The following is a 21,536-nucleotide window of genomic DNA, read 5'->3' as shown; positions in this document are numbered from 1 at the left end:
TGACGTAGGGCATCAATTTCGTTCTGGCGATTCCTAGTATTCTCTCCCATTTGCCAGGTGCCCATGCCAAGAACCGGAATCAGTTGTCCAGAGGGGAGTTGAAGAGTTCGCATAGCAGTTTTCATCCATTCAAGTTAAGAAAGTGTTTAATATTATGTCGGGTTAATTAACCATAATTTAGCGCTCACTTGGGGCCACCCGTGAAAAAACGTCAGTCCCTTCAGCAACAGCAGGTGTTCCATTGAGAAAGTTCGGACATGGATCTGAGAGTGATTGCATCATCCCAAACTGTAAAGGCTTTCAGTTTCCAGCCCCAACACCGGCAGGGAAGAAATCACGCATTCACCAATACCGGCTGAATCCACCACCACTTTCGCTGCTGCCGACCTTCCCCAGCGCCACCCGTCGCCAATGTCCTCGCCGCCAATGAGTCCGAGGACGTTACAGTCTTAGTCCTTAAGTCTCAATTGCTTGGGTGGCAATCCCTGCTAAATTGTCGTCTCTGGTGGTGCCAATAATATAGATGCGAATTTCTGGAGATTGACCAACTCGATAAACCTTGATGTCACTCAAGTTGTAGTTGAGATAATCCACCAACTGCCGATATTTCTTGACAGTCGCCTTTTCCTCCTCTCCATGCAAGTCTTGTTCTTTGAGCGCCGGTGTGAAGAATTTATCTAGGTCAACTTCTGCAACAGAAGTAGCTACAGGGTGATGGGTGAGTTGCAGCAATTGGTCGTGACTGATTGGCCCCGGTGTCTCCCAAGCAAACACTTGCCAAGGGTAATCAGATTCGCTCATCCAGAACACGCCATCGGTTAATTCTGCAAGTTTCTCAGTTAGGGCAGTGTTGATATGGGTCATAGGTTTGGCAGAGAGGTTGTTATCTATGGTAGAGAACGCAGCTTTCACCTCACTGCCAGAACCGGCACTCTACCCGAATTTCTCAATCCCGTTGCCGATGGCTTTTCTCCTCTGTTACACCACAGGTAAAAATTATGCCGGTGTCGTCCATTGAATTCTGTGACCGCACTGAAGGAAAAAGTACAGCTCTAACTTATCAGAGTCAGTAAAGGTCAGTTTTAAAGATAGATTGTCCAGGTACTTATCCAGGTATAAACAAAACTCATTGCCTATCTGAAATAACTCGACTAAGTGACCTTCAACTTGTCCGGTTTTGATTAAGTTAGCTTCAGAAGGACGTACATCGTTTGCTGTGGCTTGCGGGAGAGGGTACTTTGACTGGAGCGATTGTGTTAGCCAGCTGTAATAGTCGGAAAAGGTAAGTTTTCGCTGAAAGTCAGCAGCCCAAATTAGCTCATTAGCAGTCGAACTCACTTCCGACGCTACACCCACGTAACTTCCCATTTCAACAAGAGCGTTGACAAGTGGTTTGAAATCCCGATCCCCAGATAGCAAAATTGCTCGTGCCATGTTTCCTCTATGGGCGTGCTTCATCATGTCAACAGTCAAAAGCACGTCAACTTCTTTCTGTCGCTTCCGCTTCCCACTACTCGATAAAGATCCCAATCTAACGTGAAATCCTTCCAGACTATTGATTTGATTGAAGGAATGCTTCTGCTTGGCTATCCGATCATTGTCGTGAGTGTCATCTTTACTGGAGCTGGGAACTTCATCTAAGCAATCGTAGTAAAACACTTTTTTGGCTTGAAATGAGTTTTTCACAGCAGTAAAGTCGATCAAGTCGATAGGAGAAAAAGTAGTTAATGGCTCATTCTCTACCCACTTCTGAACCTTTTCTATGCAAGTTTTTTTAAAGTAACCTCCATCAATGAAAAGATAGATAACCTCTTGCTGTTGAGCGGAGATCATGTGCATAGGCATTTTTGCGTCCTCCTTGAGTTGTAGGGTAAATGTTGTATTCCTACCAGTATGTCACATATTGTATTTTTATACTACATTTGTAACTCAAGAACATGGCTGCTTATATTTTCAGCTAATTCGTCTTATCAGCTAGGAGAATGCAGTGACATAAAAATGGTTATCTAAAACCAAGCGACTGTGCGCGGATTCAGTGGTGAGAGCGTACTGAAGGATTGATTGGGACAGTCATTTAGAGCCATGATCGGAGAAAATCGCAGAGGTCTAACAACATCCCTTGCTGTGGTGTGCCCTTTTCCCTGGCTTGCTGCTGGTGTTTGAAAATTCGGGATTTACAATCAATTAGCTCAAAGATAAAACCGGCAGTGGGGTGAATTGCTGGCAGTAAAGTTGTGAAGTTTTCACACGTTAGCAGAGGCTTGCTTGATTGTCGAGTTCTGCAAGTTCTCCACCTTTAGTGCCGGCTTACATCACAACAGACAGTTCATTAGTCATTTGAATCCGACCTCGACGTAGAGAGTATAGCAGCCGGTCAATGGCGCTCAAATCTTCAGAAGGAATTGATTCATCCAGCAGCGCAGCCAGCAATCCATAGCGGTCAGCCTTCGTAATGTTGTGAGTGTCGGTAACAGTTGCGAGGATTTCAGAGATTGCGCCGGGGAGGAGGTTGACTTGAGGCATGGAGTTGGTTTGAACTCGACACCTTTATAATCGCCGGTTTTCCCATTGTGCAAGGTGATTCTCAAAGCTTCGCAATGATGATCATTCCCGGCTTTTCTTGCGATCTCTGTTCCTGATTAAGGTGATGGCCGGTTGCGCTCAAATGCGATCGAGATCACTTGGCACTATGAAATTTTGATATATTGCCGGGGTGGTAGTGTACTTACCATCCAATTGTGAAGATAAAAAACATTTCGGATGCTATAGCAATTGCTATGTTAGCTTACACATTATTAGGTAATCTCATCCTCCATGCTCTCAGTAAAGCAGCCAGAACTCGGTAATCTGATGCGCCAGTTGCGAATTAATGCAGGGCTGACTCAGGAACAATTTGCGGCAAAGCTGGGCGTATCTTTTTCAACGTTGAATCGGTGGGAAAACGGTCACTCTACCCCCTCACCTTTGGCAATGCAGATAATTGAGCAGCAAGCGCATCAGTTGGGAGAGGGAGGGCAAGAGTTATTAAAACACTTGGGGAAATAACAGCGACCAAATAAGTTTATTACATCTAAAGCTTTAGAAACACGCTTGTAAAAACGCAAAATTTTACTAGAAAACATGAGGGAATTAAAGTAAAAGAAAGCTATGCCATAACGGTAATTGCAACTAGATAATTTACAACTTTAGGTATCTCCCCTAATATGGCATCTTTATTTAAAAAATTGGTTATATTGCTACACCTTAAAAACTCAACATAGAAGACTTTCCTAATGCCCCAAACCAGCTCAGTCGGCCAGAGAAGCCCTAGAGCAAAATGGAACTTGAGGCCAGGACTTGGTAAAAAAATCACTGTAATTTTAGAGTTTGAGAATTGGATTTGTTATCGGAAGTCTATTTCAGTGGATTGCTCGAAAGATCGCCATCAGATAACTTTTAAAGCAACTTAGTAGAGTGAGTAAAAAATGCTAAGTCAATCAAAAATAATACAAATTGGCAACGTGAAACTATCCTCAAGAGTCACGTTTTAAGAATGGCAGCGGGTGTAGGAGTCGAGAAAATAAAGTTGGCAAATCGCAATGACAACGCTTGAAGCCGGACAAATTGTGCGCGTGCGCTCCCGCCAGTACCTGATAGAAGAAGTAATGCCAAAACCCTCTTCTAATCAAGATACTTTGGTGCGCCTATCCTGTTTGGATGACGATGCTTTAGGAGAAGCCTTAGAAGTTCTTTGGGAAAGGGAGCTAGACGCAGAAATTGTGGGTGCGACATCGTGGCAGGCGATTGCAAATCGGGGTTTTGACAATCCGCGCTTATTCTCAGCTTACCTGCATACCCTACGCTGGAACTGCGTCACTTCAACTGAGCCAAAGCTATTCCAGGCTCCCTACCGGGCCGGCATTGAGGTAAAAGCCTATCAGCTTGAGCCGCTTCGCAAGGCACTGCTCATGCCTAGAGTGGGGTTGTTTATCGCCGACGACGTTGGTTTGGGCAAGACGATTGAGGCGGGGCTGATCCTGCGGGAAATGCTGATGCGCCAAAAAGTGCGGCGGGTAGTAATTTCCTGTCCCCCTTCGGTGGTGAGACAGTGGCAAGAAGAGATGGAAAGCCGCTTCGGACTCACCTTCATGATTTTTGATCGCGAATTTGTCGCTGCCCGCCGGCAAGAACGTGGTTATGGGATTAATCCGTGGACGACTCACACTCGTTTTATTATTTCTCATGCCTTGTTGCGGGATGAGACTTATGCGGCACCCTTACGAGATTGGCTTGGGGACTTTTCCGCCGGGTCTATGCTAATCCTCGACGAGGCTCACAACGCGGCACCGGCAAGTGGTGCCAAGTATGCCATTGATTCACAGCTGACAAAAACTGTCCGAGAGATAGCACCTCGCTTTGAACACAAGCTATTTCTCTCGGCCACGCCCCACAACGGTCACTCCAACAGCTTCGCCGCTTTACTAGAAATCCTCGACCCTCAGCGCTTTTGCCGAGGCGTGCCGGTTCGGGATCGCAAACTTCTCGATACCGTCATGGTGCGCCGCTTAAAGCGGGATCTACGGGAAATTGGTGATGATTTCCCTGAACGTCGAGTGATTCCTATCGTCATTGACAATCTGCCTGACGATGCACCAGAACTCAAGCTGTCGCAGCTCCTGCAAGAGTACCGGGCTTTGCGTGAAGAGCGTCTGAGGGACGAACCTCGGTCAAAACAGGCGGCAGCAATGCTGGTTATCACTTCACTGCAGAAGCGTCTGCTTTCTTCTATTGAGGCATTTGCTCGAACCTTAAAAGTTCATCGCACGGCTTTAGACCGGCAAGCGACGAAGTCTTCTAAAATTCGTCTTGAGAATTTGCCCTTACTTTCAGAGTCACCAGGTTCGGACGACGATCGCGCAGAACTATCCGAAGACGATGTACAGGCAGAAGAAGACGCTCAAATGGAAGCAGCCAGCGGCTATGCCACTACCACGGGTCTTACAGAGCGCGAATTGGAAATTCTGCAAGAAATGACCGAAGTGGCTAATGCGGTTCGTTACCAGAGAGACCCCCGCGTGGAAAGGCTCATCGAATGGATTCAGGAGAATCTCTGTCCTAACCTCGGTCAACCCAATGCGGTGTGGACAGAACGGCGGGTTCTGATTTTTACCGAATACACCGATACCAAGCGATACCTGCAGCAGCAACTTCAGTCTGCCATCACCGGCTCTCATAGAGCAAACGAACGCATCGATGTCTTCCACGGCGGCATCGGCGAAGACCGGCGCGAGGAAATCAAGCAAGCCTTTAACGCTAACCCCACTCGGCATCCCCTTCGCATTCTGATTGCGACGGATGCAGCCAGGGAAGGGGTGAATTTGCAAAACCACTGTGCTGATTTATTTCATTTTGATGTGCCGTGGAATCCTAGCCGGATGGAACAGCGCAACGGGCGCATTGATCGCAAGCTTCAGCGATCCCCTGTCGTTCGCTGCCATTACTTTATTTTCCCGCAACGGGCCGAAGACCGCGTACTAGATGTGTTGGTCAAAAAAACAGCAACCATTCAAAAAGAATTGGGCAGTCTTTCACCTGTGGTGCAGAAAAACCTATCAAAGTTGCTCGATAAAGGCATCCGTCACAATGAAATCGAGGGAGTGACGGCATCTATTAAACAAGTTGATCAACTCGATGAGCAAGCCACATCCAAAGCTCAAGTTATCAATGAAGAATTGGAAGATGCGCGACTAGGCAAACAGGAACTCGTCCAGCAGAACGAACAGCTTCAAGAGATGCTGAAATCTTCGCGGGATTGGTTAGGACTTGATGACCGGCACTTTCGGGATGCGGTATCGGCTTCGCTAGAAATCCTGGGAGCCAATCAGCTTAAGCCAATTGATGCCAATCAAGCCGCTAAAGACCCCACGACCGCCCAGTGGGAGATTCCAGCACTTGACCAGCGCTTAGGAGCAGACCCGACTTGGACAGCTACCCTTGATACCCTGAGAAAACCCAAACAAAGGGGCCAAAAGCCTTGGGAATGGCGGAGGGAAGCTCCCATTCGTCCGGTTATTTTTCGTGACCCCGGTACTCTCGATAGCGATGCGGTACACCTGCATTTAGAACACCGGGTTGTGCAGCGCCTCTTGGGACGCTTTCTCGCGCAGGGGTTTTTGCACGACGAATTAACCCGTGCTTGCGTATGCCTAAGCGATGATCCCATTCCTAAAGTTATCGCTTTAGGTCGCTTGTCTCTGTATGGAGAGAAAGCTTCGCGGTTACATGATGAAGTGATTGCCGTCGCCGCCGAGTGGATAGATCCGATAAACCGAGGGCGGAAAAAACTGCGACCTTTGGGAGAAGGGGAAAAAGAAAACGTTTTGGAATTGCTAGAAAATTCTTTAGCTTCCCCCCGCTTGCAAGAGGTTTCAGAGCCGATTAGAAATCGACTTAAGCAAGCTGCGTTTCAGGATATTGAGGAACTAATACCCCATCTTGATCGCCGTGCTGAAGTTCTCGCAGAACGGGCCAAAAAGAAACTAACCGCACGCGGCGAAAAGGAAGCGGTTGAGATGAGAAAAATTCTAGAGACGCAGCGCGACCGCATTCTTCAACGTCAACAGGAAACAAAAGAGGAAACAAAAGCCGTTCAGTTGTCTTTATTCCCCGAAGAAGAACAGCGTCAGTTATCTGCCGATAAGCGCTATTGGCAGAAACGTCTGGAGGCATTAGCGAATGAGTTGGTGCAAGAACCGGCACGCATTGAAGCAACGTATCAAGTTAAAGCAGTGAGAGTTGAGCCGGTGGGATTAATGTACCTGTATCCAGTGTCTGGTTAGTTAGGGATAAGGGTAATACCCTTGCCCTTATCAAACACCTGTATTGCATCCAAAATATAACCGCTATCATCCTAAACTCTGATATCAAATGGTTGACCAAGAAATCTTCAGACATAAAGAATGGTTGGGCTTCCTTCAACCTGTTGGTCTAGTCGTATCTCCACCGGCATTAGTTAAAGCGCAGGCGGTGGTGAACCGCAATGTCATCGACCGGCAACAAGCCCTCCAAGAGATTATTTGTGAAGGAGATAGCCAAACCAATGGCCGGTCTTGGATTTCTGATTTCTCAGCGTTTGCGGTTGAGGTTCTGGAATGGGAACGAGATGATCTAGAGTCGGATGCCAAACGGCTGATGGAATTAGAGGTGGTATTGCCAGAGTATGGGGAAGTTTTGACCCCCACCTATGCCGTCTCTGACCCCGCAGGGGATGGCTGGTTAATGTTGGTGCAGGTAATTCCTCCCGGCAGCGACTTCGATGAAGTTGAACCGGCAGTCACTCAATCGGCAACCCGTTGGCACGCCACTCCACAAGCCAAATTTGAACGGCTGCTGCGGGAGAAAGAAATTCCTATCGGATTACTTAACAACGGCACAGATTTGCGCTTAGTTTATGCGCCACGGGGCGAATCGTCGGGACACTTAACGTTTCCCATCCAGGCGATCTGTGAGGTATCAGGCCGGCTCATTTTGGGTGCCATGCTTATGCTGCTCTCGGCTGATCGTATCTTTAATATGCCGAGTGATCGCACACTCTCAGCCTTATTACGCGAAAGCCGCAAATATCAAGCAGAGGTTTCTACTAAGTTATCTGAACAGGTGCTCGATGCGCTTTGGGAATTGCTGCGCGGGTTCCAGACGGCAAATGAGGCGAGTGGAAACCGGCTATTAGGTGAGATTGCCAAGGAAGATCCCCAACATATCTACGGGGGACTGATTACCACCCTGCTGCGATTGGTGTTCCTGCTGTACGCCGAAGACGAAGGGTTAATGTCCCAAAGTGGCATATATACCCGCAATTATTCAGTCACAGGACTTTATCAACGCTTGCGGGAAGATGCAGGGAATTATCCCGACACGATGGATCAGCGCTATGGCGCTTGGGCGTGGTTGTTGAGTTTATTTCGCTTAGTTTATGATGGCGGCGGTCATGATGATCTCTATTTACCGGCACGTCATGGGCAATTATTTGACCCGAACGAGTACCCGTTTCTAGAAAGTCGTCCTCGGAACACAAACTATCAAGACTTTGATCGCATTGAACCGCCTCGCGTGTCGGATGGCATTATTTACCGAGTTTTGCAAGGATTGCTGATATTAGACGGAGACAGACTTTCTTACCGTTCTCTTGATGTTGAACAAATCGGTTCGGTTTATGAAGCGGTGATGGGTTACGAAGTGGAACAAGCACAGAATCCGTCTATCGGCGTGTGGAGTAAACCCAAAACTTCAAAAGTTTCGGTTACGGTTGTGGTTAGCATTGAAGAAATTCTTAAAACGAAGGCAAATGACCGCGCTAAATATTTAAAAGAAGTGGCGGGGTGCGAAATTTCTGGCAATTCCCTCAAAGATTTAAAAGAAGCAAAAACTGTTGATGATGTAGTCGCAGCATTAGGCAAGAAAGTATCGGGGCAAACTCCCACTTTAATGCCGGCAGGTTCTCTTTATTTGCAGCCAGGGGAAGAACGGCGGCGCAGTGGTTCCCACTATACCCCGCGTGCGATGACGGAACCGATTGTTAGAGAAACCCTGAGACCAGTCTTCGCAGCATTGGGAGAAAATCCCACGCCGGAGCAAATTTTAGCGTTAAAAATCTGTGATTTGGCGATGGGTTCTGGGGCGTTTTTAGTAGAAACTTGCCGGCAGTTGGCAGAAAAGTTAGTAGAGACTTGGAATCAACATAATTCTTTGCCGGAAATTCCCCCCGATGAATATCCTTTACTGTATGCGCGGCGGTTAGTGGCGCAACGGTGTTTGTATGGGGTGGATAAAAACCCGTTTGCAACCAATTTGGCGAAACTATCCCTGTGGTTAGTAACGTTGGCGAAAGAGCATTCCTTTACTTTTTTAGATCATGCCCTCAAATGCGGGGATTCCTTGGTCGGGTTAACTCGTGCGGAAATTGGAGAATTTGTTAAGGCAACGGATATTTATAATCAGCCTTTGCTGTCCTTGCTAAAAGATCAGGTAGAGAAAGCGAGGATTTATCGAGATGAGATTGGTCAGTTAGCTGATGATCAAGATGCGGAAAAATGGCAACGTTTCCAAAAAGCAGAAGCGGAATTGCAGTCAGCGAGGTTAACGGGAAATATGGCGATTGCTGCTTTCTTTGCTGCGGAGAAAGATAAGGAACGAAAAGAAAAAAGAATCGAATTTTCTCAGAAGGTAAATGATTGGCGTTCAGGCGTGGTTAATACAGAGCAGGTAGAGAGGATTGCTCAAAGTTTGCAGCAGTTAGAAAAACCAATTCAGCCGTTTAATTGGGACATTGAGTTTCCAGAGGTATTTGAGCGGAAAAATCCTGGGTTTGATGCAATTATCGGAAATCCTCCGTTTTTAGGGGGAAAAAAGATTTCAACAAATTTTGGTAATAGTTATCTTGCTTGGTTGCTAGAGGTTAATCTCGAATCAAATGGAAATGCTGACATAGTCGCGCACTTTTTCAGACGTGCTTTCGCAATTCTGCGAAAAGGTGGTTGTTTGGGTTTAATTGCGACAAATACCATTGCTCAAGGTGACACGCGCACCACTGGATTGAGATATATCTGTCAAAATGGTGGCACCATTTACAAGGCAACAAAACGGTTTAAATGGATTGGTTTAGCTGCGGTTGTAGTGAGCATTGTTCATTTTATTAAAGAAAGCTATAAAGAAATCAAATTCTTGGACAACAAAGAAGTTTCGCTCATTTCTGCATTTCTGTTTCATGCAGGGGGTAATGAAAATCCAAAACCTTTACTGGCAAATGCTGATAAAAGTTTTCAAGGTAGCATTGTGCTGGGCATGGGTTTTACATTTGACGATACTAACCCCGATGCGACACCGATTGCAGAAATGCACCGTCTGATTGAACAAAATCCTAAAAATGCCGAGCGAATTTTTCCTTATATTGGCGGTGAGGAGGTTAATTCTAGCCCAACTCACGCCCATGATCGCTATGTGATTAATTTTGGCGAAATGAGCGAAGCTGAGGCTAAAAAATATCCAGACTTATATACGATAATTCAAGAAAAAGTTTATCCTGAGCGAAAAAATAAGCCAGGAAGCTATAGCCGCCAATGGTGGCTTTTTGGACGGCGTAATCAAGAAGGAAATAAAGCGATCATCAACTGTAATCGTGTGTTGGTTACAAACTGTGGTGCATCAAAACACATATCATTCAGTTTTCAGCCTTCTCAAATGGTTTTTGCTAATACTCTTGATGTTTTTGCCTTTGAAACTTACTCAGCATTTTGTTCATTGCAATCTCGTATCCATGAAACTTGGGCAAGATTTTTCGGTTCATCTATGAAAGATGACCTTCGCTACACCCCCACAGACTGCTTTGAAACCTTCCCCTTCCCCTTAAACTGGGAAACCAACCCCACCCTAGAAGAAATTGGTAAAACCTACTATGAATATCGCGCCGACTTAATGGTAGGCAATAACCAGGGACTTACCACCACCTACAACCGCTTCCACAACCCTGAAGAACGTGACCTCGACATCCTGAAACTGCGTGAACTTCACGCCGAAATGGATCGTGCGGTTCTCGATGCCTACGGCTGGACAGATATCCCCACCGGCTGCGAATTTCTACTTGATTACGAAGAGGAAGATGAAGAAGAAGATAGCAGCAAACGGCAGAAGAAAAAGCCTTGGCGCTACCGCTGGCCGGAAGAAGTCCACGATGAAGTTCTAGCGCGTTTGCTTGACCTCAACCAGAAACGCTATGAAGAGGAAATTCTCGGTGGGAAACACGCAGAAACGAAAAGTAAAGCCAAAAAAACTAAGGCAAAATCAAAAAAGAGTTCCCCATCTTCAACCCCTACCATTCCCGGCTTGGAACTTTAACTCATGGCAAAAGATATTTACCACGACACCGTAAGAACTGCCTTAGAAAAAGATGGCTGGACAATTACTCAAGACCCTTTGCGATTAACCATCGGCGGTCGCGGAGTTTATGTTGATTTGGGTGCTGAAAAATTGATTGTTGCCGAACGCGAAGGGCGTAAAATTGCTGTAGAAATCAAAAGTTTTATTGGTGCTTCTCCTGTCAAAGATTTAGAAGCAGCTTTGGGGCAATATATACTCTATGAAGATATTTTAGCTCGAAATAAACCAGACCGTACACTTTATTTAGCCGTCCACGAAGAAGTTTATCTTGACTTTTTTACTAAAGAGATTGTGCAGCTTGTTCTAGAGAATAAACGCATGAAAATTATTGTTTTTGACCCAATCAAGGAGGTTGTTACGCAATGAATAGAATAAAAGAATACCGCGAACTAATCAATAAAATCTTGTTAGCACACGCTAATATTCCTTACAGTCATGGCGATATTAAAAGCATCGTAATTGTTAGCCAAGACAGCAACCATTTTTTAATTATGAATGAAGGATGGGATGGTAAAAGACGCATTCACGGCTGTCTCGTCCACGCCGAAATCCGTGATGGCAAAATCTGGATACATTACGACGGCATCGAAGACGGCATCACCGATGAATTAGTTGCCGGTGGCGTTCCCAAAGACCATATCGTTCTAGCCTTTCATCCCCCTTATATTCGAGAGCATACGGGATATGCTATTAAGTGATTTGTTGATACGAAAGATGAGGCTGTACTCAATGTAATTTTCAACTCAAATAACTCGATTATGTATAAAAAAACTCATTAACAGCAGATTGTCTACAGCAAAACTACTGATAAAAAACCAGCTCAAGAAAAACCACACTATTAACCCACGTTATTCGATTTGTAACATTACTGGACACAGGCCGGTTAATTGAGTTATAAATTTTCATATAACCAACTGATTAACTTTGAGGATAACCCCCATGCCTGAAACAGAAAAAGAACTCAAACCTATGCAAAACAGCGCCAATAAAAGCATCTTAGTTACAGCCATATTTACCTTTTTCTTTCCTCTTTTAGGTTATTTGTATACAGGCCGGTACGCAACGGCTTTCATTACTTTTGTTGTCCTATGTCTTCTGTTTTTTAATGAAGATTTTATGTATAATTTTGGCTCTGTCGCCTTTAATTTATACTTGTTCTTTGCAATGCTATCTGCGGCAGAAAATTCCATTTTTGTCGGCAAAGCGAGAAGACTTACTCAACAGAAAGAACAGAAAGTATCGCAGCCGGCTTCTAATAATCAGACCCCCCTTCCCGATCTCAATGTGCAAATCTTAAAGCTTGCAAAAAAACATGGAGAAGTAACCCTAGCAGATTTAGTCATTGAAACAGGGATGCCGCCAGAAAAGGTGCGAGAAATTGTCAAGGATTTAGATCGCCACGACTTAATGCGTTCTTCCAACCGCGAACATGATGGGGCCGTTGTCTATCGCATTATTTAGTCAGTTTAATTAAACCCTCATCTCTCCTATCTTCTCACTCGACTAACTCAATGAATAACTGGACTAAAGATCCATTGCTTATATTCCTAGCCAATATAAATCAGTTGGTAATGGTTTTGCTCAACCTCACATTTAGTTGAGCGACGCTTAGCATATTCAGTCAATAACTGCTGAATCCATACACGATAGTTTTCTAAGCTTGTCATTGCCAAAATTCCTTATTTTCTCCATCATAAATAATCCCCTCACCCCTTATGTCACAAGAACCGCAGGCAATACCCCCTCAAAATCAGTCATCACCCACAATCGATACTGAATTTGCAGACACCGATCCAGCAAAAGATAATAGCCAGCAGACAATAGATACCCCAATTACAAATACCAATCAGATAGAGGAAGCGCAGAAAAACGATATTCAAACGACCAACATCAAGGAAACGGAAGAACCAACGGCAAGCAATGTTCCACAATTGCCGGCGGAAACCTCTAAGAGTGGAGCTTTGGGTCAATTTTTCCAAACCGCAGCTAAGTTTATGAAACGGCTTGGTCCTTGGCTTTGGGGAGCCGTTGTCCTAGTGGTGATTATTCCTCTTATTGGTCAATTCTTCATTGCCAAAGCTTTTCAAGCACCCGTTAGCAACCCTTCTAATAGTGTGAATCCCGTCCCCCCTGCCGTAGTTACTGAGGTAAAGATCCTCGATTGGGAGAGAGCCGAAAAATTGACAGCAAAAGCGCTCCAAGATGCTCGTCAAAGCTCTAACGACTATGCCTCCCACGAACTCGATGCTTGGGTGAATGATTTAATGGAGCGTGTTGACAAAAGCTTCTTAGATTGGTATTTCGGCTACTTTAATCAAAAGCAAATTGAGTACAAAAGCTTCTTTGCCGGCATCTCAGCACACACGAGCCGGTGGCTCAATCCCAACAGTCCAACTCCAGAAGAAAAAGTTGCAGAAATCATCACGGAAGACTTCCAGACTGAGTTTGCCAAACGGGTACTCAGACCGCAAATTGCTCAACTCAGGCTTGAGCGAATTGCTAGTGGAACAGTTACGTTCCATCTCAATCAATTAAGCCTAAATCTCAGCCAAGTTGCCCAAAAGCAACAGATTCCTCAAGCCGATTGGGAGCGCTACCTCAGCGATATATCAGTCAATGTCAAAGATACTGAAGGCAAAATGCTAAGCCTCTCTTTAAATAAACTAGGTAGTGGAGCAGCCTATGTTGTTTTCAAGCCTTTGATTGCACCTCTTTTACCTCAAATTGGCAGCAAGGTTGCTGCTACACTTGCCGGCAAAGTAGGGGCAAAACTCGCCACTAAAACAGGTACAGTTTTGGCAGGTAAAGTAGGAACCGCTTTTGTAGATTGCACGGTAGGCGCTGGAATTCTTCTTTGGGATATTTGGGACACCAACCATACTGCCAATATTGAAAAGCCACTCTTACGAGCTAACTTAGCGGCTTACCTACACGAAGTTAAATCTTCTCTTCTTAACAATCCTGAAAACGGAATTATGACAGTAGTAGACGAAGTGGATCGAAATATTATCCAATCGATTAGATTGGCTCGATCTATCACTTCAAATAAATCAGATTAGTCAGGAATATGTTTTACAGAAAAAAAATAGCTAAGCAATTTGTTTCTACGGTAGCACTCGTCTTGTTACTCTGGATAGGCATTATTCTAGGCTTTATGCCGGCAACTGCTGTTAATGCGGCAACAGCTACAGCCATTAGTGAGGAAAATACTTCCTCTAAAATGATTGACCAAGGAGCTTTATCTCAGGAAACATGGTATGACGTTGATCAAGCCTTGACAGCTTCACTGAGAAAGGCTTATGAGAGCATAGAAGAATATGCCACCGATGAGCTAGATGATTGGGTTGCCGATCAAATGAAAAAAGTAGACGAGCAATTTCTTAGCTGGTATTTCAGCTATCTCAACCAAAAAGCTATGGAATTTGGGGTTCCGTTTGCTTGGTTAACATTTCAGCTAGATTCTGCTTTGAAGGTGTTGAGAAGCAAAGACGAGAAAACCTTAAATGCTGACCAAATCATTCAAAAACGAATGATAGAAGATTTTAACAATAAATTCAACCAGCTTGTACTTAATGAAGAAGCTGAGACTTCTTTAAAAAAGATTATAGAGCGAGTTGGGAGAAATTATGCTTCAGGCATTGGATATAAGTTTTCTGAAGTCAAAGCTAAGTATCGGGTTTCCGAGCAAGACTGGAACAGACACCTAAAGGGAATTGCCCAGTTAATTTATAACACGGGAAACAGTCAATATAGTCTTTCTCCAGAAAGCATAAATAGCGAATTGTCAACCAAAATATTTGCCCTGACTACAGTTGCGATTAGCGCCAAATTAGGATCAAAGTTTGCCGCAAAGGCCGGCTCAAAATTGGCAGTCAAGGCGAGTGCATCGACAATAGCTAAAACAGCTTCCCAACTAATAGATCCATTGTTGGCAGTAGGGTTCTTGGCTTGGGATATTTGGGACTTCCAAAATATGGTTAGCAGCTCTCGCCCCGAACTACGACAAAATATCTGGGATTATTTGGATGAACTCAAGAAGTCTATTCTATATTCTCCAGATAACAGCATCAAGACTGCTATTGAAGAAATTGAAGAGATGATTACTGATGCTTTGAACTCTCAACCCATCTCATAACTTAACTAATCGGGAAAGACATCTTTCGCAGCCATTCTCAATTACCCCAACCCAGAAGGGCATTCTATCTCTAGCGTACTTAATCTTAATTCCGGCTATGCCAACCACCCCGGCTGAAGTTCGCAAACATCTCATTGATGCCCTACAACTCGACCTCGTCGGACCCACTCCCGACGATACCGCTCACGCTGAAGAAATTCTACCTCAAGCCCCCTCCAAGTGGTATCTGTGCGGTTTTCTCGTTCCTTATGAAGCCTCACCCGATAAACGTTCAGACGACACCGGCAACGAAGAACTAGACCAACACAGCAACACCAGTGCCGGCGACGACGAAACCAATCCAGAAACCGCCTCCGCCCGCAAAGCCTTTTTCCCTTCTTCGATGGGCCTAAGCTTCCTCGTTCCCCAGGAAACCGCCCAGATAGATGTCACCGTGCAGTGGGGCGATTACGTTCCTATTGCTAAAGACGACGAAGCAGAAAAAGCTGAAACCAGCTTGCAAACTTTGCTCTCTAGTTCCTGGCAAAGAAGACCTAAACAAGTCCCAGTTAGCATTTCCCTGCCGGCAGAGAACCAATCTCCTAAACCTCTCCATAAAAGCGCACCAAGGCACATAAACATCCCCAATAGCGATGGCTTACAACTGGTTATCTCTATCCGTCCTATCCTCTGTCCTACCCTAGTGCCGGTGGGAACCCGTTCCGTCTCTGTGTTCCTAGTCAACAATCGCCATTGTGCGCCTGACAACGAACGGGACAGGGCTTATATTTTTCAAACAACACTGACCATCCGTACTGCGGAATCTCTCGTTCCCCGCCCCGACTTGCGCGGACAAAGTGGTGAGGATTGGGATGAGAGCGTTGCTGATCTGCAACACCGCGATGATTACGAATATGCTGTGGGTCATAACGTCTCCGCGATTGCCATTCCCAACGCGAATGGCAGTTGTCGGGAAATCTCCACTGCCTGGATGCCCAGCGCCGATGTAGAAAAAGTCGTTCCCACTCAAGTAGACCAAGTGGAATTAAGCATGGAAGCACTAGCCGGTGCTTCTACCGCCGATGCAGTCCGCAGCATGGTCAGTCCAATGATTACAGCCTACACCCAATGGATTGCTGACCAGGGTGCGAAAGCTCCAAAACAGCCAGAACATCGAGTCGATGTTGCCAATGACCTTTTAGATCGGGCCGGCATTGCCAAGAAACGCATTGCCGGTGGACTTCAATGCTTAGATGACCCGGAGGTACTAGAGGCATTTCGCATCGCTAATCGGGCAATCGCCACTGCCATCCGCCAACGGTCTGTACATGGCACAGATCAAAACCCTAGTGAACTCAAGCCTCCAGAATGGCGACCTTTTCAGCTTGCCTTTCTGTTGATGAATCTAGCCGGTCTCGCCAATCCCGAACATAGCGACCGTGAATTAGTAGACTTGCTCTTTTTCCCCACCGGCGGGGGTAAAACCGAGGCATATCTGGGACTTGCCGCCTTTACCTTAATCCTGCGCCGGCTGCGGAATCCAGGCTTAAATGGGGCTGGAGTTAGCGTCATCATGCGCTACACGCTAAGACTGCTCACCCTAGACCAGCTCGGTCGAGCTGCCACCTTGATTTGCGCCTTAGAGTTAGAGCGACAGCAGGACGTGGAAAAACTAGGAACCTGGCCCTTTGAGATTGGACTGTGGGTTGGACAGACTGCCACGCCTAATGTCATGGGTCAAAAAGGAGACAACAACCAATACTCCGCCCGTGCCCGTACCATTGCCTATCAAAATAACAATCGCAACAAACCCTCACCCATTCCTCTAGAAAACTGCCCGTGGTGCGGTGGCGAGTTTACCACCACTTCGTTCCAATTGCTGCCCAATGCAGATAAACCCAACAATCTTAAAGTTATTTGTAGCAATCGGAAAAAGCGACAAGACGGCACACCCCAATGCGTGTTTAGAGGCAACCAATCCCTTCCGATTGTTGCAGTAGACGAGCCAATTTATCGGCGACTTCCCTGCTTCATCATCGCCACTGTCGATAAGTTCGCTAACCTGCCCTGGGTAGGGGAAACGGGGGCATTGTTTGGACACGTAAACCGCTATGACCCGGAAGGTTTCTATGGTTCTGCTACTCCCAGTCGCGGTCGCCTTCTTGATAAACCTCTGCCCCCGCCAGATTTGATTATTCAAGATGAGCTGCACCTCATTTCAGGGCCGCTGGGAACGATGGTGGGGCTTTACGAAACGGCAATCGATGCACTGTGCAGCCGAGAAGGTGAAACCACAACCATCCGACCCAAGATTATTGCTTCCACCGCCACTGTGCGCCGCGCCACTAAGCAAATTCAGGCGTTATTCGGGCGTAACCAGGTTGATGTGTTTCCCCCACCGGGACCAGACCGCCGCGATTCATTTTTTGCGAAGACAGTCCCGATTACCGAAAAGTACGGTCGCACCTATGTTGGGATTGCGGCTCAGGGGCGTAGCCTCAAAGTAGTGCTGCTGCGAACTTATCTAGCCCTCTTAGGGGCCGCTCAAAAAGACTGGGAAGCAGCCGATGGGGCAAAGAACCCCGATAACCCAGCAGACCCCTACATGACACTATTGGGCTACTTCAACTCCCTGCGCGAACTCGGTGGCAGTCGCCGGATTGTCGAAGACGAGGTCAAATCCCGCGTTGAACGGTACAGCCTGCGTCACCGAGAAAATGAAAGTTCGGGGTCATTTTGCGACCGTCAAATTGCGAATGAACCCTCAGAGCTAACTTCTCGCGAGAGTACCAACAAAGTGGCAGAGACCAAACGCCGGTTAGCGCTGTCCTTCCACAAAAAAGAACGGGTTGATGTTGCCTTAGCCACCAACATGATTTCAGTAGGTCTTGATATCACCTGTCTGGGATTGATGGTCGTGCTGGGTCAACCTAAAACAGCGGCGGAATATATTCAAGCCACCAGCCGTGTCGGACGAGATGAAAACCGACCGGGGTTGGTTGTGACATTGCTAAACGTGCATCGACCCCGCGACCGCTCCCACTACGAGCGTTTCCAAGCATGGCACACCACATTCTACCGGGCCGTGGAAGCCACCAGCGTCACTCCCTTCTCTCCGCGTGCCGTGGATCGGGGACTCGCAGCTGTCACCGTTGCCCTAGCTCGTCTGGGAAATCCTGACATGACAGCGCCTTTGAAGGCCGTCGATATTGTTCAACAGCGCCGGAATCTGGACTTTGTAATAGATATCATTGCCCAACGAGCCGAGATGCACGACAAGGAACTGAATGCTGAGGAAGCAGAGGAATTGCGTCAGAAGCTTAGAGGACGGGTTGTGGATTTACTCGATATCTGGGAACACATTGCTGCTAAAAAGGGCAGCCTTCAATACCAGCAGGAAGTAGGTCAAGCGCCTCCTTTATTACGTGACCCGCTCGATCCGGAACTCGACAGAAAGCCATTAGCAGAACGAAAGTTCAAAGCTCAGCGCAGCCTACGCGATGTTGAGCCAACCGTAAATTTGTGGGTGCGAAACCCTGATGGATTTGAGCTAGAGGAAGAAGACTCATGAAATCAAAGGCAAAGCAACATCCCTGTGGAGAAATTCGGCAGAGTCAAATTTTATCCACCTTCGGTCCAGGATCAATGGTGGATTTACCCGATTATTCTGTTTTAATTGGAGGACTGAACCACTGGAAAGGCGATCGCAAACGAATTTATGAAGACCGTCTAGCTGGAAGGGTTAGCGAGATTTTGGAGGTCAATAGTATTGCCCTGTACGCTCCCCCTGTAGACACACCAGACCCTGCTGCGCCGCGTACAGGGATAACGGCATTTACCTTCCCAGCTTGGTTTGTAGCGCAGGGCGAAGAGACTTGGACAGCACCCACCGGCAAAGAATATCGGACGCGCGCTCTACTGCCGTGGGGTCGCTTAGTGAAAGGGAAATATCTCGACTGCAATAAAAAGAAAAAACCCGTTGTTCCCGTGCGCTTTGTTCAAGCCTGTCTTAACGGGCACATCAGCGACATTGATTGGTATCTCTTCGTCAACCCCAAGTGCCAAAGCAACTGCCCGGCTCAGCTTTGGTTGGACGAGGGAGGCTCCGGAAATGACTTTGCCGACATCTTTGTTCGGTGCGAACAATGTAAAGAGCGCCGTCCACTCTCCGATGCCACCTTGCCTGGAAGAAAGGCATTAGGTTCTTGCAAGGGAGAACGCCCGTGGCTCGGTCCCAATCCCAATGCGGCTAACTCCTGTGTTTCGACAACTACAGGCAAGCCAGAAGCCAATCGCTTGCTGGTACGCTCAGCTAGCAATGCCTACTTTGCACAAACCCTGAGCGTTATTTCTCTCCCAGACTCCGATGAAGCCTTACGGCAGGCTGTTAACTTGGTCTATGAAGACTTCCTTCAGTATGCCGAAGACCTCAGAGATGCCCAGAAAGAACGCAAGAAGCAGAAAGTCTTTAATGCCCTAGAAGGATTCAGCGACCAAGCGGTGTGGGGAGAAATCCAACGCCGCCAAGGTGGGCAGTCTGACATACCCAAGAGCATCAAGCAGGTAGAGATTGAAACTTTACTATCCAGCCTTGAGGAGGTAGGAGAAGATGCCCCTGAAGGTGATTTCTATGCCCGTGCCCGTAAATTGAATAACTTGGCTGCCAGATGGCAGTCCCATATAGAACGCATTGTCCTCGTTCATCGCCTCCGGGAAGTCATCGCCCAAGTCGGGTTTACTCGCTTTGAAGCCGCGATGCCTGATATTGATGGTGAACTTTCTCTGGAAGTACGCAGGGCAGCTCTAGATATCGAACCGACTTGGGTTCCTGCTGTGGAGAATAAGGGTGAGGGCGTGTTTATCGCCTTTAAAAAGCAAGCCATTGAAGACTGGCGCAAACAGGACTTTGTCCAGAATCGTGGACGGGAACTGTTTAGCGGCTTCGATCAATGGTGCAAGCAACGGGGGATTCCAGACGACAAAGCGAAATTTCCTGGCTTGCCCTACATCATGCTGCACTCCCTATCCCACCTGCTAATTACAGCGGTGTCCCTCGAATGCGGTTACGCCGCCAGCTCGATCCGGGAACGTATTTATGCGGGGGAATCGGGTTACGGCATCCTGTTATACACGGGAACGTCAGGCTCAGAAGGAACGTTGGGGGGACTGGTACAAGTAGGCAAGCGAATTGAAGACCATCTGGCTAACGCCTTGGAACTGGGTAGGCTATGTTCTAACGATCCCGTCTGCGCTCAACACAAGCCCGATAATCTTCAAGAAGAGCGGTTTCTTCACGGGTCGGCTTGTCATGGCTGCCTGTTGATTGCTGAAACATCCTGTGAGCGACGCAATGAGTTCCTTGACCGGGCGTTGGTGGTTAATACGGTTGAAGGGCTAGGTGCAGCCTTCTTCCCCGATGAGATGTTGTGATGTCTTCGTTCCTCCGCCTCAACCGTCCTGCCCTTGTGAGCCTTGCTGCCGGTCTGGAGACGGGCCGGCTTCACGCGCCGTTTTACGAATCCAGTCTGGCCCGCTACGTGCCAGGAAACTTATGTCGAGAGATTCTTCAGGAATTCAATCGACTCCAAGCAATGGGAGCAACCGCTGACCACCTCGCTTACACTTTGCGTTTGTTAGCCGCCGAGCGGGAATCGTCCCAGGACGTGCGGGATCGCATCGACCTGGTTTGGACAGGTCAGGAAGTTGCCGGTTCTGAAAGTCGCGATACCCGCGTTGTCGTCCGCGAGCTGTTCAGCACTGCCAAAACGAGCGTCCTCATTTCCAGCTTTGCAATTGACAAGGGAAAGAAAGCGCGAGAATTGTTTGGGATACTAGCAGAGCGGATGGATGCCAATCTAGAACTTCAAGTCAGGATGTTTCTGAACGTACATCGCCCCTACAAGAGCGAAGCTCCAGATTCTACACTGCTAAGGGAATTTGCTGACACCTTCCGAAAGGAAATCTGGCCTGGACAACGGTTGCCAGAGGTCTTTCACGATCCACGCTCCCTTGCAATGGGTACGGGAGAAAAAGCTAGCCTGCACGCCAAGTGCGTTGTAGTGGATGATGAATGCTTGCTTGTGACATCGGCTAATTTTACCCAAGCTGCTCATGCGCGTAACATTGAAGCGGGTGTACTGCTAGCGGACTCCGTGGCAGCCAGAGCGATGAGATCACAATTTGAAACCTTAGTCACTCAAAATATTTTGCACCGCGTGCCTGGAATTAGGTAGAAATATCAGGTTAACCCCACACCCAAGCTTCAATATCACTAGCGGTAAATTGAATATCCTGTTTCCCTTTAAAAGATTTGCACAGATGGTAATATTCTCCAACATATTGTTGATTGGCAAGCTTAGGAAAATTTGACCACTTCCGACTATAGGGCGATGTTCACTAACTCTTGGCCGGCCTAAACCAGGAATTGCAAGAGCTTGAAGCCGGCAGCGAAACATCAGATATTGCCCCTTAGCTTTTGTCCATCAGCTCTAGCTCAACCTCCGATAACGTC

The 21,536-nt window shown here is 47.0% G+C and carries 15 protein-coding genes; 12 read left to right on the top strand and 3 right to left on the bottom strand.

The genetic code is table 11. From position 1 onward, the window contains the following. Window positions 1-456: 456 nt before the first annotated feature. Window positions 457-864, bottom strand: a complete 408-nt coding sequence (locus H6F56_RS00070; RefSeq protein WP_190664793.1) for a nuclease A inhibitor family protein — start codon at window positions 862-864, stop codon at window positions 457-459. 25 nt (window positions 865-889) lie between these two features. Here H6F56_RS00070 and H6F56_RS26665 point away from each other — a divergent pair, with 25 nt between their 5' ends. After that, a complete protein-coding gene (locus tag H6F56_RS26665) occupies window positions 890-1,018 on the top strand; it encodes a hypothetical protein (RefSeq protein ID WP_255513654.1) in 129 nt (42 codons plus the stop codon). On the opposite strand, the gene H6F56_RS00065 is transcribed toward H6F56_RS26665, so the two are convergent. Further along, complete coding sequence (locus H6F56_RS00065) at window positions 997-1,845, bottom strand: NYN domain-containing protein (RefSeq protein ID WP_190664792.1); 849 nt, start codon at window positions 1,843-1,845, stop codon at window positions 997-999. The two genes, H6F56_RS26665 and H6F56_RS00065, sit on opposite strands and share 22 nt — an antisense overlap. A gap of 462 nt (window positions 1,846-2,307) precedes the next feature. Then, window positions 2,308-2,523 (bottom strand): hypothetical protein, encoded by a 216-nt coding sequence (locus tag H6F56_RS00060; protein WP_190664791.1) that lies wholly within the window; start codon window positions 2,521-2,523, stop codon window positions 2,308-2,310. A 291-nt stretch (window positions 2,524-2,814) separates the two neighbouring features. Between H6F56_RS00060 and H6F56_RS00055 the strand changes: the two genes are divergently transcribed. The 11 genes from H6F56_RS00055 to drmC all read left to right on the top strand — a co-directional run bounded on the left by H6F56_RS00055 (window position 2,815) and on the right by drmC (window position 21,258). After that, entirely contained in the window at window positions 2,815-3,045 is a 231-nt protein-coding gene (locus H6F56_RS00055) for a helix-turn-helix domain-containing protein (protein ID WP_190664790.1), read from the top strand. A gap of 533 nt (window positions 3,046-3,578) precedes the next feature. Further along, a complete protein-coding gene (drmD, locus tag H6F56_RS00050; RefSeq protein ID WP_190664789.1) occupies window positions 3,579-6,818 on the top strand; it encodes a DISARM system SNF2-like helicase DrmD in 3,240 nt (1,079 codons plus the stop codon). Window positions 6,819-6,906: 88 nt separating this feature from the next. Then, the gene (locus H6F56_RS00045) at window positions 6,907-10,869 is read left to right on the top strand and encodes an Eco57I restriction-modification methylase domain-containing protein (protein WP_190664788.1); all 3,963 of its coding nucleotides are present in this window, start codon (window positions 6,907-6,909) and stop codon (window positions 10,867-10,869) included. Between the two features lie 3 nt (window positions 10,870-10,872). Continuing rightward, entirely contained in the window at window positions 10,873-11,277 is a 405-nt protein-coding gene (locus H6F56_RS00040) for a XisH family protein (RefSeq protein ID WP_190664787.1), read from the top strand. Continuing rightward, window positions 11,274-11,609, top strand: coding sequence for a XisI protein (locus H6F56_RS00035; protein WP_190664786.1), 336 nt, complete (start codon window positions 11,274-11,276; stop codon window positions 11,607-11,609). Before H6F56_RS00040 ends, H6F56_RS00035 begins: the two co-directional genes overlap by 4 nt. 241 nt (window positions 11,610-11,850) lie before the next feature. Beyond that, window positions 11,851-12,372, top strand: coding sequence for a hypothetical protein (locus H6F56_RS00030; protein ID WP_190664785.1), 522 nt, complete (start codon window positions 11,851-11,853; stop codon window positions 12,370-12,372). Between the two features lie 254 nt (window positions 12,373-12,626). Continuing rightward, window positions 12,627-13,970, top strand: a complete 1,344-nt coding sequence (locus tag H6F56_RS00025) for a hypothetical protein (protein ID WP_190664784.1) — start codon at window positions 12,627-12,629, stop codon at window positions 13,968-13,970. A 95-nt stretch (window positions 13,971-14,065) separates the two neighbouring features. After that, window positions 14,066-15,046, top strand: a complete 981-nt coding sequence (locus H6F56_RS00020) for a hypothetical protein (RefSeq protein ID WP_242031818.1) — start codon at window positions 14,066-14,068, stop codon at window positions 15,044-15,046. Window positions 15,047-15,143: 97 nt separating this feature from the next. After that, window positions 15,144-18,596 (top strand): DISARM system helicase DrmA, encoded by a 3,453-nt coding sequence (gene drmA, locus H6F56_RS00015; RefSeq protein ID WP_190664782.1) that lies wholly within the window; start codon window positions 15,144-15,146, stop codon window positions 18,594-18,596. Then, window positions 18,593-20,455, top strand: a complete 1,863-nt coding sequence (gene drmB / locus H6F56_RS00010; protein ID WP_190664781.1) for a DUF1998 domain-containing protein — start codon at window positions 18,593-18,595, stop codon at window positions 20,453-20,455. The genes drmA and drmB overlap by 4 nt, the downstream gene beginning before the upstream one ends. Beyond that, window positions 20,455-21,258, top strand: coding sequence for a DISARM system phospholipase D-like protein DrmC (gene drmC, locus H6F56_RS00005; protein ID WP_190664780.1), 804 nt, complete (start codon window positions 20,455-20,457; stop codon window positions 21,256-21,258). Before drmB ends, drmC begins: the two co-directional genes overlap by 1 nt. Window positions 21,259-21,536: the final 278 nt, after the last annotated feature.

It is taken from the genome of Microcoleus sp. FACHB-672, assembly GCF_014695725.1.
Lineage (GTDB): Bacteria > Cyanobacteriota > Cyanobacteriia > Cyanobacteriales > Oscillatoriaceae > FACHB-68.
The sequence above is the reverse complement of the archived record's forward strand: the minus strand, read 5'-3'. Positions and strand labels throughout refer to the sequence as shown.

What these genes read in the sequence shown, in the direction of transcription:
- H6F56_RS00070 (WP_190664793.1), bottom strand. Translation starts at nt 864, where the DNA reads ATGACCCATATCAACACTGCCCTAACTGAGAAACTTGCAGAATTAACC.
- H6F56_RS26665 (WP_255513654.1), top strand. Translation starts at nt 890, where the DNA reads ATGGTAGAGAACGCAGCTTTCACCTCACTGCCAGAACCGGCACTCTAC.
- H6F56_RS00065 (WP_190664792.1), bottom strand. Translation starts at nt 1,845, where the DNA reads ATGCCTATGCACATGATCTCCGCTCAACAGCAAGAGGTTATCTATCTT.
- H6F56_RS00060 (WP_190664791.1), bottom strand. Translation starts at nt 2,523, where the DNA reads ATGCCTCAAGTCAACCTCCTCCCCGGCGCAATCTCTGAAATCCTCGCA.
- H6F56_RS00055 (WP_190664790.1), top strand. Translation starts at nt 2,815, where the DNA reads ATGCTCTCAGTAAAGCAGCCAGAACTCGGTAATCTGATGCGCCAGTTG.
- drmD (WP_190664789.1), top strand. Translation starts at nt 3,579, where the DNA reads ATGACAACGCTTGAAGCCGGACAAATTGTGCGCGTGCGCTCCCGCCAG.
- H6F56_RS00045 (WP_190664788.1), top strand. Translation starts at nt 6,907, where the DNA reads ATGGTTGACCAAGAAATCTTCAGACATAAAGAATGGTTGGGCTTCCTT.
- H6F56_RS00040 (WP_190664787.1), top strand. Translation starts at nt 10,873, where the DNA reads ATGGCAAAAGATATTTACCACGACACCGTAAGAACTGCCTTAGAAAAA.
- H6F56_RS00035 (WP_190664786.1), top strand. Translation starts at nt 11,274, where the DNA reads ATGAATAGAATAAAAGAATACCGCGAACTAATCAATAAAATCTTGTTA.
- H6F56_RS00030 (WP_190664785.1), top strand. Translation starts at nt 11,851, where the DNA reads ATGCCTGAAACAGAAAAAGAACTCAAACCTATGCAAAACAGCGCCAAT.
- H6F56_RS00025 (WP_190664784.1), top strand. Translation starts at nt 12,627, where the DNA reads ATGTCACAAGAACCGCAGGCAATACCCCCTCAAAATCAGTCATCACCC.
- H6F56_RS00020 (WP_242031818.1), top strand. Translation starts at nt 14,066, where the DNA reads ATGCCGGCAACTGCTGTTAATGCGGCAACAGCTACAGCCATTAGTGAG.
- drmA (WP_190664782.1), top strand. Translation starts at nt 15,144, where the DNA reads ATGCCAACCACCCCGGCTGAAGTTCGCAAACATCTCATTGATGCCCTA.
- drmB (WP_190664781.1), top strand. Translation starts at nt 18,593, where the DNA reads ATGAAATCAAAGGCAAAGCAACATCCCTGTGGAGAAATTCGGCAGAGT.
- drmC (WP_190664780.1), top strand. Translation starts at nt 20,455, where the DNA reads ATGTCTTCGTTCCTCCGCCTCAACCGTCCTGCCCTTGTGAGCCTTGCT.